9 protein-coding genes are annotated in these 12,901 nt (G+C 65.7%); 5 read left to right on the top strand and 4 right to left on the bottom strand.

Annotated elements, in window-relative coordinates; translation table 11 throughout:
* Positions 1 to 65: 65 nt before the first annotated feature.
* From IPL75_08085 to rph, 3 genes are read left to right on the top strand one after another with little or no spacing between them, the layout of a single operon-like run.
* The gene (locus tag IPL75_08085; protein MBK9240218.1) at positions 66 to 1,550 is read left to right on the top strand and encodes an N-acetylmuramoyl-L-alanine amidase; all 1,485 of its coding nucleotides are present in this window, start codon (positions 66 to 68) and stop codon (positions 1,548 to 1,550) included.
* Complete coding sequence (locus tag IPL75_08080) at positions 1,547 to 2,146, top strand: GerMN domain-containing protein (GenBank protein ID MBK9240217.1); 600 nt, start codon at positions 1,547 to 1,549, stop codon at positions 2,144 to 2,146. The genes IPL75_08085 and IPL75_08080 overlap by 4 nt, the downstream gene beginning before the upstream one ends.
* Positions 2,147 to 2,170: 24 nt before the next feature.
* On the top strand, positions 2,171 to 2,899 hold the full coding sequence (gene rph / locus IPL75_08075) for a ribonuclease PH (protein MBK9240216.1): 729 nt from the start codon (positions 2,171 to 2,173) through the stop codon (positions 2,897 to 2,899).
* A 135-nt stretch (positions 2,900 to 3,034) separates the two neighbouring features.
* Here the strand turns inward: rph and IPL75_08070 are convergent, their stop codons facing one another.
* Positions 3,035 to 5,617 (bottom strand): zinc-dependent metalloprotease, encoded by a 2,583-nt coding sequence (locus tag IPL75_08070; GenBank protein MBK9240215.1) that lies wholly within the window; start codon positions 5,615 to 5,617, stop codon positions 3,035 to 3,037.
* A 60-nt stretch (positions 5,618 to 5,677) separates the two neighbouring features.
* On the opposite strand from IPL75_08070, the gene IPL75_08065 reads away from it, so the two are divergent.
* Together IPL75_08065 and IPL75_08060 are read left to right on the top strand one after the other, a co-directional pair.
* Positions 5,678 to 6,283, top strand: a complete 606-nt coding sequence (locus tag IPL75_08065) for a non-canonical purine NTP pyrophosphatase (GenBank protein ID MBK9240214.1) — start codon at positions 5,678 to 5,680, stop codon at positions 6,281 to 6,283.
* 99 nt (positions 6,284 to 6,382) lie between these two features.
* Complete coding sequence (locus tag IPL75_08060) at positions 6,383 to 9,403, top strand: hypothetical protein (GenBank protein MBK9240213.1); 3,021 nt, start codon at positions 6,383 to 6,385, stop codon at positions 9,401 to 9,403.
* Positions 9,404 to 9,656: 253 nt separating this feature from the next.
* Here IPL75_08060 and IPL75_08055 read toward each other — a convergent pair whose 3' ends face one another.
* Genes IPL75_08055 through IPL75_08045 form a run of 3 tightly spaced genes read right to left on the bottom strand, consistent with a single transcriptional unit; the run spans position 9,657 to position 12,854 of the window.
* Positions 9,657 to 11,612 carry a ferrous iron transporter B gene (locus IPL75_08055; GenBank protein ID MBK9240212.1) on the bottom strand — a complete coding sequence of 652 codons (1,956 nt, stop codon included), beginning with the start codon at positions 11,610 to 11,612 and terminating at the stop codon, positions 9,657 to 9,659.
* Position 11,613: 1 nt separating this feature from the next.
* Positions 11,614 to 11,868 carry a ferrous iron transport protein A gene (locus IPL75_08050; protein ID MBK9240211.1) on the bottom strand — a complete coding sequence of 85 codons (255 nt, stop codon included), beginning with the start codon at positions 11,866 to 11,868 and terminating at the stop codon, positions 11,614 to 11,616.
* Between the two features lie 50 nt (positions 11,869 to 11,918).
* On the bottom strand, positions 11,919 to 12,854 hold the full coding sequence (locus tag IPL75_08045; protein ID MBK9240210.1) for a PD40 domain-containing protein: 936 nt from the start codon (positions 12,852 to 12,854) through the stop codon (positions 11,919 to 11,921).
* Positions 12,855 to 12,901: the final 47 nt, after the last annotated feature.

Raw genomic sequence — 12,901 nt, 5'->3', positions numbered from 1 at the left:
CGTGGTTGCCGATTATGGGCTGATTATGGCCCGAGCGGTGGCGGCACGCTTGTTATCATGCATACTTGCGCTCCCGCAGCACGGCCATCGTCGTCATCCTGTCCAGTCTCCTGCTGGCGAGTGCCTCTGCTCAGGCACCGCAGCCGTACCGGGTGATCGGTTCCGACGGCGCGCGCACCCTGCCGGTGGTGCGCGGGTCGGGCACGACCGATTTCGTCGCCCTTGATACGCTGGCCCGCTTCTTCAATGTGGCGATGCGGGAAGATGCACGCACGGGCGCCGTGGTGCTGGCGGTCGGCGCGCAACGAGTGGCGCTGACCGAAGGCCAGGCCACCGTCTCGGCGGGCGGGCGCCTGGTGTCGCTGTCAGCACCGGTGACCAGGGACGGTGCGGCCTGGATCGTGCCGATCGATTTTCTGCGGGTCCTGGACTTCCTGCTCGACCGCCGGATCGACATTCGGCGGGGATCCCGCCTGATCGTGATGGGCACGGCGGTTGTCCCCAGGGTCGGGCTGCAGTTCGAGCGCACCGCCAGCGGCGGACGGCTGGTCATCACCGTGGAACCGGGCGCGACGTCGCGGATTACCCGCGACGGGAATCTGGTGACCGTGCGATTCCAGGCCGACGCACTGGACCTGACGCCGATCGCGCAGGTGCCCGCGGAGTGGCTGGCAAACGTGCGGGCCGATGGGCCGGCGCTGTATGTGGAACTCGGCACAACCGTGAGCAATGTGCGGCAAGCCGACACGCAGGATGCCGGGCGCATTACGCTCGATTTGCTCAGCGCCAACCCCGTGGTACCCGTGCGACCGGATCCGGTGGCGCCCGCCCCGGCCATCGATCGGCCAGGCACGATGCGCACGGTGGTGATTGACCCGGGCCATGGCGGAGCCGACGTCGGCAGCCGCAGTGCGTCTGGCCTTGAGGAGAAGCAGGTGACGCTGGCCGTGGCCCAGCGGCTCAAGGGCATGCTGGAATCGCGGTTCGGCCTGCGCGTCACCCTGACCCGCGACTCGGACACCGACGTGGCGATCGATCGCCGCGCCGCGCTCGCGAACAACAACAAGGCCGACCTGTTCATCAGCCTGCACGCCAACGGCTCGCCGATACCGGCGATGCGAGGCTGGCAGGTGCAGTCGCTTGACCCGGGAGAGTATGGGACGGGAGGCGGGGCCCAGCTTGGCGGGGCCGACTCGGACGAGTCGGTGCCTGTGGTGGGCGGTGGCCTGCGGGTGATCGGCACGGTGCCATGGCGGCTGGCGCAAATCCCGCATGCGGATCGATCGTCGCAACTGGGCGGCATGCTGGCGGCGCGGCTGAGCGAGGCGGGCTTGCCGCCGCAAGCCGCTCCGTTTCTTCAGGCGCCGCTCCGCGTACTCGTGGGCGCCAACATGCCCGCCATCCTCGTGGAGATGGGCTTCCTCACCAATCCCGCCGACGCCGAGTTGCTCGGCAGCAGCGCATTTCAGGGCGCGGTCGCCGAGGTCCTGGTCAGCATCATCAGCGAATTGCGCGGCGGATGGCCCGCTCCCGGTGGAGGGGACCGATGACGCTGACCCGGCGGCTCTGGGGTTACATCGCGCTCGCGGTGGCCGGCGCTGCGCTTGGCGTGTGGCTGGTGACGTTATGGCTGCCGGGCTGGCTGGTGGACAAGCGCACGCGTGACGGTGCGGCGGCCACGGGCAACGCCGCCGACGGTGCCCCCGGTGATGCGCGCCGCATCTCGGCCACGCTGTTCTACGTCGCACCAGGCGGCGATGGCCTCATCGCCGTCGATCAAGAGGTGCTCTACGCCGGGTCGCCCGCCGAGCAGGCCCGCCGCATCGTTGAACGCCAGTTGGCGGCGGCGCCGCCGGGACACGCCTCGGCGGTTCCGCCAGGCGTGACACTGCGCGCGTTGTTCCTCACCAGCCGCGGCGAAGCGTACGTGGACGTCAGCCGCGAAATTGTCACGGGCCACCCGGGCGGATCGCTGCACGAGGTACTCACGGTGTACGCCATCGTGAATGCGGTGACGGTGAACCTGCCTGAGATCACGGCCGTGCAGATTCTGGTGGACGGCCACGAAGTTGATACGCTGGTGGGTCACCTCGACCTGCGGCACCCGCTGCGGCGCGGGACGCGCTGGGTGCAACGCACGCCCTGATTGCCAAATACGGATAGGAGCTTCATGACACGACTGAATGGACGCGCGGCCGATGCGCTGCGTCCCACGACCATTACCCCGAACGTGCTGGTGCATGCCGAGGGGTCTGTCCTGATCGAGGTGGGCCAGACGCGCGTGATCTGTACCGCGTCCATCGAAGACCGCGTGCCGCCGTTCATGCGGGGCACCGGCAAGGGGTGGGTGACGGCTGAATACGGCATGTTGCCGCGGGCCACGTCCACGCGCACCCAACGCGAATCCACGGCCGGCAAGGTCGGTGGCCGCACGCAGGAGATCCAGCGGCTGATCGGCCGATCACTGCGGTCGGTGATGGCGCTGAAGTCACTGGGCGAACGGACGGTGTGGATCGACTGCGACGTCATCCAGGCGGATGGCGGCACGCGCACGGCCTCGATCACGGGCGGCTTCGTCGCCCTGGTGCTCGCGCTCGATCGCCTGCGCACCCAGGGCGCGATCAAGACCATCCCGGTCACCGACTACGTGGCCGCTACCAGCGTGGGCATCGTCCAGCAGACGGCGCTCCTCGACCTCGCCTACGAGGAAGACTCGGCCGCCGAAGTGGACATGAACGTGGTCAAGACGTCCGGCGGAAAGTTCATCGAGCTGCAGGGCACGGCGGAGACGGAGCCGTTCGACCGCGCCCAGCTCGACGCGCTGCTCTCGCTCGCAGACAAAGGCATCGACGAGCTCATCGCGAAACAGAAGGAAATTGTCGGCGGGATGCTGGCGTAGTCGGAGTCCTGGGGTCCTGGGGTCCTGGGGTCCAACCAAAAAAGGAAAGGGTCCGAGGGAGCGGCGTACCGCACCTCGGACCCTTTTGTTCTTACGACCTCGGGACTCCGGGACTCCCGGACCCCGACGAGTGTCTTATCTTCCCGCCCCGCCTCCACGTCCACCGGCCGCGCCGGCGGCTGCGGGTGTGCGGTCGCGCATCGCCCTCGGGTCGAGGATGGTCGCGATCTCATCGATGACATCGCGCAGGTGCCGCGCGGTGGCTTCGTCGCGCGTTCCGCCGCGCTGGAGAGCGGCATCCACCATCTCACCAACGGCACGCAGTTCGCCCTTGAGCAACGACCGCACTTCGGCGCTCGGCGCCGTCGGTCCGTTGAGGCGGTTGTCCAGGATCGTCAGGTAGGTCCGCTGCAGATTGCGGCGGAAGATGTCGATGTTCGCGCCGGGCTTGGGAATTTCGGCCCACACACCGGTGCGCAGTTCGGTGAGGAAGTCGACCGGGGCGTACGCCGCTGGTCCATCAATCGCCACCTGTTCCACCATGCGATCGAGCCGCGCGGTCTGCAGGAGACTGTTCATGACTGACGACTGCGCGTTGCGCACGCGGTCGATGATGCCCGCCGGCTCAATGCGCCGCAGAATCTCGGGCCGCACCATCATCGTCGGCGTCTGGAACGCGTTGGCGACGAGGTACTGCACGGCTTCCTGCTGCTTGGCGCGCGCCAGGATTTCAAAGCGCACGCCATTCTGGCCGATGTGCTTCTGCTGCGAGTTGAAGCCGCCGACCATACGGGTGACGTGGTTCATCTCGGTGGTCCACTGACTGACCATGCGACCGTAGACTTCCTCGAGCTCCGTGTAGGGGTCGCCTTTGCGCGAGCTGGTGGCGCCGAGCAACATCTCGGACACGCGCGCCAGGTTCTTCATGCCCAGCGCGGTGGCACGCACGGCATCGGCGTCGCCGACAGCTTCGGTCTGATCGCCCGGGTCGGTGCCGGCCTGGCCTTCGGTCGTGAATCGCAGGTACGGCTTGGCGTCCTGTTCGCGCGCCCACAAGTCGAGCGTCGGCTTTTCTTCATCGGCGGTCTTCGCCGTCGGAATCGGCTTGTAGCCCCACATCGCGGCCCACTTGTCATAGGGACCAATTTTCGGGATGAGGTCGGCCGGGTCGATCTTGTCTTCCGGCTGCGCCACGTAGTTGAAGCGCGAGTAGTCCATCAGTGTGGGCGTGTGGCCATTTTCCTTGACCCACTTCGGATCGCGCACCTGCTCGATGGTGTACGTCGAACTCGCCTTCATGTTGTGCTGGAAACCAAGGGTGTGGCCCACTTCGTGCGCCACGACGTACCGCATGAGTTCGCCCATCAGATCATCGGGCAGCGGCAGGTTCTGTGCGCGCGGGTCCAGGGGACCGACCTGCACGAAATACCAGTTCTTCGCCAGGTTCTGGACGTTGTGGTAATACTGGATGTCCGCTTCAAGAATTTCGCCGCTGCGCGGGTCGTGCACGTGCGGGCCTGACGCGTTTTCCGTGGTGGACGGCAACCAGCGAATCACCGAATACCGCGCGTCTTCCGGACTCCAGTCGGGATCGTTGGCCGGCGCTTCTTTCGCGATGATCGCGTTGCGGAAACCCGCGGCTTCAAACGCGATCTTCCAGTCTTCGATGCCCTGCTTGATAAATGGCACCCACTTCTTCGGCGTGGCCGGGTCCACCCAGTAGACGATGGGCTTGATCGGCTCTGAGATGGCCGCGGTCGGATCCTTCTTCTCCAGGCGGTAACGCGTGATGTAGCGCTTGGCCACCGACCGATGCTCGTCGGTGCCGTAGTCGATCAGCCCCTGCGTGAAGTACCCCACGCGCTCATCGAACAGGCGCGGCATCATCGGCGTCTCGGGCAGCTTCACCATGCTGTAGCTGGTCACCACCGTCGCGCTCGTCCCACGCATGCCACGTGCGGCACCGGCCGCGCGTCCTGCGCCGGCCGCCGGCTCCGCGCCCGTGAACGTCTGCGTGGCTTCCACGTTGATGTTCTCGGGGAAGGACACGGCCTTCTCAAGGAACGTGCGGTCGGCCGCAAGGCCGCGGCCGCCCACGCGCGACCGCACGGAGAACTCGGGCACATCGGTCGTGAAGAGCGGCGTCACTTCGACCACCGGATCACCGGTGGGGCTGTACGCGGCCACGTTGAGCGTGCGGATGATGGACGGGTTGTTGGAATCGTCCACGGCCTGCGCGATCGGGTTGTTGTCGTCGGCAATCACGCTGTAGTCGATGTCGAGGATCAGGATGCGATCGCCTCGCGGAACCCATCGGATGACGCGTGTGCCGGCCGCCTGACCACCGTAGCCCACGCCGATGGTGGTCTTCTTGATGGTGGTGACGAGCAGGTAGTCCTTGCCGAGTTCCGCCTTGGGAATTTCGTAGTAGAGGCGGTCACCCACGCGATGCACCTTGAAGATGCCATCGTCGGTGACTGCTGCCGACGTAATCACGGTGGCGTAGGGCTGAGGACGGGCGGCCTGCCCCTGTCCGCCCCCGCGGCCAGGGTTCGCAGGCGGATCCTGCGTCGGCGGATCCTGCGCCACAGTTTGTTGCGCTGATTGAAGGCTTCGATCGTCAAGATTCGGCGTCTGTGCGGTGACCGCGGCCACAAACACCGCAGCGCCGATCACGACGACCATTGACGAAGACACAAGATTGACTTTCCTGACCATGAGACACTCCTCCCGAAGGAACCGCCGAGGGAACTGCGGGATTATACCTGCAGTCGCACGATGATGCCGCTGCTCATTGCCAGTACGAACGAAGGGAAACTACGGGAAATCCGGCTCGTGCTGGACGGCCTTCCGCTGCCCCTCTGTTCGCTCAACGACGTTCCGCCGTCACCTGAACCTGATGAAACCGGCACCACCTTCCCTGAGAACGCCCGAATCAAGGCGCACGCCTATGCCGCCGCGAGCGGCCTGGTGACGCTCGCCGAAGATTCAGGCCTGGCGATTGATGCGCTCGGAGGGCGGCCCGGCGTTCACAGCGCCCGCTACCCCGGCGCGACGTATCCCGACAAGTTCGCCAACCTCTGGGCGGAGCTCTCCATCCACGAACGGCCGTGGACCTGCCGATATGTGTGTGCAGTCGCGGTGGTTAACGGCGGTACTGGACGGGTGCTCTTTGAGACCGTCGCGACCGTGGAAGGGGAAATCTGGCCCGAGGCGCGCGGCTCGCACGGATTCGGCTACGACCCGATCTTCTACCACCCGCCGTACGAACGAACGTTTGGCGAAGTCAGCGATCAGGAGAAGTTGGCCGTCGCACATCGTGGCCAGGCGATCGCGGTGTTTCGCGAATGGGTTGAGCGCGGGGGCCTCAAGAGCGTTTCCTGACGCCCGTTGGACTGGACGTTTCCGTTCGTTTTTGGCACAATCCGCGCGGTTCCCTATTCCAACTGTCGGTCGGCCTCTCGCCGAAGGAGAAAGAGACTTATGCCAGTTTCCCCCTCGTCCCGGATACGTGTCGCTGCCGCAGGCCTGTTGGCTGCAGCGGCCGCGCTCGCGTCCTCCGGTGCCACACTGTCGGCGCAGCCGGCCGCAGCCGCCGATCCGATGATTCAGGATCTGCGGTGGCGCAACGTTGGCAACGCCAACCTCGTCGGTCGCATCTCGTCGATTGACGCGCTCGAAAACGACTTCGCGCATGTCATCGTCGGATCGGCGTCGGGTGGTGTGTTCAAGTCCACCAGCGCCGGCGCGGCCTGGACGCCCATCTTCGACAAGTACGGCGCCGCATCCATCGGTGACGTGAAGATCAATCAGACCAACCCGAACATCATCTGGGTCGGCACCGGCGAAGAATGCGGCCGCAACTCTGCCGCCTGGGGCGACGGCGTCTACAAGTCCACCGACGGCGGCACCACGTTCACGAACGTGGGCCTCAAAGACTCGTTCAACATCGGCAAGATCATCCTCCATCCGAAAGATCCGAACACGGTGTACGTGGCGGCCATCGGCAACATCTACGGCCCCATCGGCAGCCGCGGTGTCTTCAAGACCACCGATGGCGGCACGACCTGGGTGAAGCAGACCGAAGGCCTGCCGAACGACCCGCAGACGGGCGCCATCGACATGGTGATGGATCCGAGCAACCCCGAAATCCTGTATGTCTCCTTCTGGCAGCGCATCCGGTATCCGTGGCGCCTGAACAGCGGCGGTCCCAACAGCGGTATCTTCAAGAGCACCAATGGCGGACGCAGTTGGCGCAAACTGACCAACACGCTGCCGACCGGCGACATGGGCAAGATCGGCCTGGCGATCGCGCGCTCGAACCCGAAGGTGCTGATGGCGCACATCGAGCACGGCTTCCAGCCGCCGGCCACGCTACCCACCCCGGGCCAGCCCGCGCAGGCAGGCGGTGGCGGCGGTGGTGGTGGACGCGGCGGTGGTGGCGGCACGCCGAACCCCGAGTACGCGGACATGACCAAACTGGGCGCGGGCATCTACCGCACCGAGAATGGCGGCGATACATGGACGTTCCTCGACCGCTATCTCACGCGGCCGTTCTACTACAACCACATCGGCATCAGCCCGCTCGACGACAAGTACATCTTCAGCTACAACATCGCCTACCGCCGCTCGCGTGATGGCGGCAAGACGTTCGTCGGCGGGGGTGGCGGCAACGGCGGCCACTGCTGGCACGCGATGTGGCTCGACCCGCACAACAAGAACCGCTACTACATCGGCAGCGACGGCGGCCTGAATCTCACGCACGACGACGGCGTGAACGATCTGCGCTTCGAGAACCTGAATGTGACGCAGTACTACTCGGTGTCGGCCGACATGCGCGAACCCTACTACCTGTGCGGCGGCCTGCAGGATGCCGGCAGCTCGTGCGGCCCGTCGGCCACGCGCGCGCAGGGCATTTACCTGAGTGATTGGTTCAACATCTCGGGCGGTGACGGGTACCACACACAACAAGACCCGACAAACTATCGAAACATCTATTCCGAGTCGCAACCGGATCGACAAGGCGGCAACATCGGGCGGTCGGACGCCGAGACGCGGTCGCGCACCAGCATTCGCCCGAGCAAGGCGAACATCTCGAACTGGGACGAATACATCACGCCCGAGATGGAGAAGAAGGCGGAAGCCATGAACTGGGGCGTGCAGCCGCAGCAGATGGGACCGCTCCGTTACAACTGGTCCACGCCGTTCATCCTGTCGCCGCACAATCCGAAGGCCATCATGATTGGGTCCAACCACCTGATCATGTCGCTCGACGGTGGCGCCACGTACCGGCTCATCAGCCCTGACCTGACGCAGAACGATCCCGAGCGCACCAGCCGTCTCTCTGGCGGTATGACGCCCGACGAAAACCCCGGTGGCGGCGCCGAGTACCACGCGACGATCATCACGATTTCGGAATCAACCGTTGAGCCCGGTCAGGTCTGGATCGGCACCGACGACGGCAACATTCAGGTGACGCGCGATTACGGCAAGACCTGGGCGAAGGTCGGCACCGCCGGGATGCCGGGCAACCCGCGTCCGGACATCTGGGTGAGCCGTGTCGAAGCGTCCAAGCACACCAACGGCACGGCGTTCGCCACGATCACCGGACACCGGTTCGCCATCTACAAGCCATTCGTCTACAAGACGACGGACTTCGGCAAGACGTGGACGAACATCACGAGCAACATCCCCGACGGTCACCCGATGTACGTGGTGAAGCAGGACCCGAAGAACCCCGACCTGCTCTTCGCGGGATCGGAGTTCGCGGCGTTCTACTCGCTGAACGGCGGCCAGGCGTGGCAGCGGCTGAACAACAACCTGCCGACGGTGGCCGTGCACGACCTGCTCATTCACCCGCGCGACGGCGATCTCATTGCCGGCACACACGGCCGCGGCATCTGGATCATGGACGACATCACGCCGCTCCAGCAGATGACGCCAGCCGTGCGCGGCGCGGCCGCTCACTTGTTCGACAACCGCGTCGCGACGCAGTGGCTCAACATCCAGCCGCAGCACAACGGCGGTGAGATCTCGTTCATCGGAACGAACCCGAGCCGGAACGCGGCGATCAACTACTACCTGAGTGACCGCGTGACCGGCGACGTCAAGTTCGAGATCAGCGACGCGGCGGGCCGCAATACCTGCTCGGCATCGTTCCCAGCCAAAGCCGGCGTCCAGAAGGTGGAGTGGGCGATGCGGTGGAACACGCCTGCGCCGCCCGCGGGTGCACCTGCGCCGCCGGCCGGCGGTGGTGGTGGCTTCGGCGGCGGTGGCGGGGGACGAGGCGGCGGCGGTGCCGTCGGCGCCTGCCTCCTGGCGCCCAATCCTGCGCCCGCCGCTGGCGGACGAGGTGGTGGCGGCGGCGGTGGTGGTCGCGGCGGCGGCGGTGGCGCCGGTGCCGTGACGCCGGGCACCTATCGCGTCACGATGACGGCAAACGGTCAGGCCTACACGAGCTCAATCACCGTGCGGGCGGATCCGATGCTGGCGGAGCTCCGCTAGTCATTGGGGTAGTGGCGGAACTGGCGGGACTGGCGGAACTGAACTCACCGAGATCTCGGCAGTTCCTCAGTTCCGGCACTTCCGTCAGTTCGGCCACTACTCGATCTCGCGGCCTCCGCGACCGCGCACCCGTCACATGCGGGTGAGACTGGCGACCCGGGCTTCGAGTCTCTCCACGACCCAATCGTCCGCCAGAAGACGATGGCTGCGGCCAGGCCGGCCACGGCAGTGACGAGCCAGTCCTGCCAGCCCATCAGCTGATCCCCATCGCCCGCATCGACTGATACACCACGAGCGCGGTCACATACGCCAGGCCCGACATGTAGGCGAGTTGCACCACCGCGTACTTCGCCTTGCCGGTCTCCTTGCGGGTCACCGCAAGCGTGGGCAGGCACTGCATCGCGAGCACAAAGAAGATGAGCGCGGACGCGGCAGTCGCGCGCGTGAACACCAGCGACCCGTCATCTCTCGTCATGGTCCGAATGCGCCGACGCACGCCTTCATCGGGTTCCGCCTCTGCCCCGCCGCCCACAATCACCGACATGGTGGACACAAACACTTCGCGCGCCAGGAAACTGGTGAGCACACCCACCGTCAGCTGCCAGTCATAGCCGAGCGGCTGGAACACAGGCTGAATCGTCCGGCCCATGATGCCGGCGAAGCTGCCCGACTGCTCTGCCTTGGCCTGAATCACGTCAGCGCGCGTCCGAAGTTCGTCGGCCACCGCAGGGGCCGCCGCGGTTTCGGCGGCCTGGCGCAACTCGACCGCTTCGACAGGCGCATCCACCTTGGGATACGCACTCAGCCACCACATCACCACGCAAATGGCGACGATGACCGTGCCCGCGGTCTGGAGGAACGCCTGACCTTGATCCCTGGCCGTGAGCAGCGCGTTGGTGAATGACGGCCGCTTGTAGCTGGGTAGTTCCAGCACCATCGGCCGCGGGGTGCCCTTGAGCGCGGTCTTGCCGAACAGCCACGCGCTGAAAAACGCAGCCGCCGAACCGAGCAGGTAGCAGCCCGCAAACGCGAGGCCGGCCAGCGCGGGACGGTCGGCAAACAACAATCCGGTCAGCAGGATGTAGACAGGCAGACGCGCCGAACAACTCATGAACGGCGCCACCATGATCGTCGCCAGGCGATCGCGCCGATCGGGAATCAGCCGCGTACTCATGATGGCCGGCAACGCGCACGCGTGTGCGGTGAGCAGGGGCACAAACGCCTGCCCAGGTAGTCCGAACCGGCGAAAAATCCGATCGTTCACGAACGCCGCGCGCGCCAGGTAGCCTGTGTCTTCGAGCAGGCTGATCATGAAGAACAGCAGGCAGATCTGCGGCAGGAACACCACCGTGCCGGCAATGCCGCCAATCACGCCGTCAATGAGGAGGTCTCGAATCGCGCCGGCAGGCAACACCGAACTCACACCGGCGCCCAGGTAGCCGAACGTGAGCTCGATCAGGTCCATCGGCACCGTGGCGAGTTCAAACAGCGTCCAGAACAACGCGCCCATCACGGCCAGGAACACCAGAGTGCCGGACAACGGATGCGTCAGGACCCGATCGATGCGTTCGGTCCGCGCGTCCAGCGCGGCGGCCGGTGCGCCGCCCGGATACGCATCATTCAGCACATCGTCTGTCCACGCTGTGAACTGCTCAAGGGTGGCGCCGGAAGGCGGCAGGTCGGGCGGCCGCACCCGCGCAGTTGCGCCCGTAGCCAGCGACGCGATGATGGTACGCAGGCCATCAAGGCCGATGCCCTTCGACGCCACCATTGGCACAACCGGCACCCCGAGGCGCCGCGAAAGCGTCGGCACGTCAAGGCGCAGTCCCGTGCGCTCGGCGATGTCCACCATGTTGAGCGCCACAACGACCGGCTCATCAAACGTGAGAAGTTCGCCGACGAGTACGAGATTGCGGAAGAGGTTGGATGCGTCAACGAGCGCGATCACCGCGGACGGCCGCGAATCGGCGGCGCCGCGCAGGACGCCGCGGACAATGGCGGCCTCGGGCGACTCACCCTGCAACGAGTACAGGCCTGGAAGATCGATGACCTCGATGGAATCAGAGCCCACCTGGCTGCGGCCCACACGCATGGCCGTGGTCGTTCCCGGGAAGTTCGAGGTTTTGGCGCGGGCGCCGCAGAGACGATTAAAAAGTGTGGTTTTGCCGGTGTTGGGATTCCCGAGCAGCGCCACCGAGGACGCACTCATCTCAACTCGCGCCGGCAGGCAGCGGCACCACAAAGATGTGTCGGGCCACAGAGCCGGAAATGCCAATCCGCGTGGACCGGACCTGGACGATGCAGGGTTCCCCAGTTTTGCAGAGGCGGAGCTGGCACGATTCGGTCAAGCCGAGCGAGCGCAACTGGTGGCAGGCTTCAGGATCGAGCCGCGCCTCATGCAACCGCGCGATATCGCCGACGGCGAGGTCACAGAGAGAAATGGGGGTGGCAGGCGCGGCGGTCACGATCGGCTCCGCCGAGGATCCTATCACTAAGATGAGACAAGTCTCATTATCTATCTCAGGCGGGCGATGGTCTTTGTCTCAACATTGACGGTGTAGAGCAATCGGCTCTGGGCCGCCGCTTGTGCCTCGGAGGCCGCCTGCTCGGGGACGCTCACAAAGGCAATCGTCTTGCCGTCCGGCGACCAGCGGGGGTCGATGGCGCTCCCGGTGGCCAGACGCACCAGTTCCTGCTGGTTCGTGCCGTCGGCATTCATGGTGAAAATGGAGGTTGGGCCTCCCCGCCGGCTCATGAACGTGAGTCGCGTGCCATCTGGCGACCAGGACGGGTACATCCCGTTGTCGGGATCCACGGTCAGCCGCACCGGCTTCCGGTCGTCAAGGTCGATGACGTGGACGTCACTCCAGCGGTGAAAAGCGATCCGGCGGCCGTCCGGTGAGAACTGAGGAAACCAGTCGGTTTCGCCCGAGGTCAAGAGCTCCACACCGGAACCGTCGGCGTTCATCCAATAGAGGTTGAATTCCTTGCCATCGCGATCCGACATGAAGGCGATCTTCGTGCCATCAGGCGACCACGCAGGCCCAACGTCGCGCCTCGCCTCGCGAGTCAGGCGGCGCACATTGGAGCCGTCGGCGTTCATCACGTACACGTCGAAGTTGCCGTCGGCCGTGTGTGATTCGAAGGCGATCTGTCGGCCATCGGGCGACCAGGCCGGGTAGCCTTCGGACTCGGGGGTGTCGGTCAGTTGCCGGACATTGAGGCCGGTCGCGTCCATCACGAAGAGGTCGGCGGGTTTACCGCCGACCTCTGAGTAAAACGCGAGCTGTTTGCCGTCGGGCGACCACGCGGGCGCCCCGTCACGGATGGTCGCCGGCGCAGTCGGACTGGCGCCGCCGCCCCAGTAGATCAGGGCGGCGACCACAAGGATGACCGCGCCGGCCGCGGGGAGGAACGACGTCAGAAACGACCTCAGAGATCGTTTCCCCACTGCCGGCTCTGGAAACGACCTCTGAGGTCGTTTCTGCATCCGGACAC

This window comes from Acidobacteriota bacterium, assembly GCA_016716905.1.
Classification (GTDB): Bacteria; Acidobacteriota; Vicinamibacteria; order Vicinamibacterales; family SCN-69-37; genus SYFT01.
Note: the sequence above shows the minus strand (reverse complement) of the source record. Positions and strands in the feature narration are given on the sequence as shown.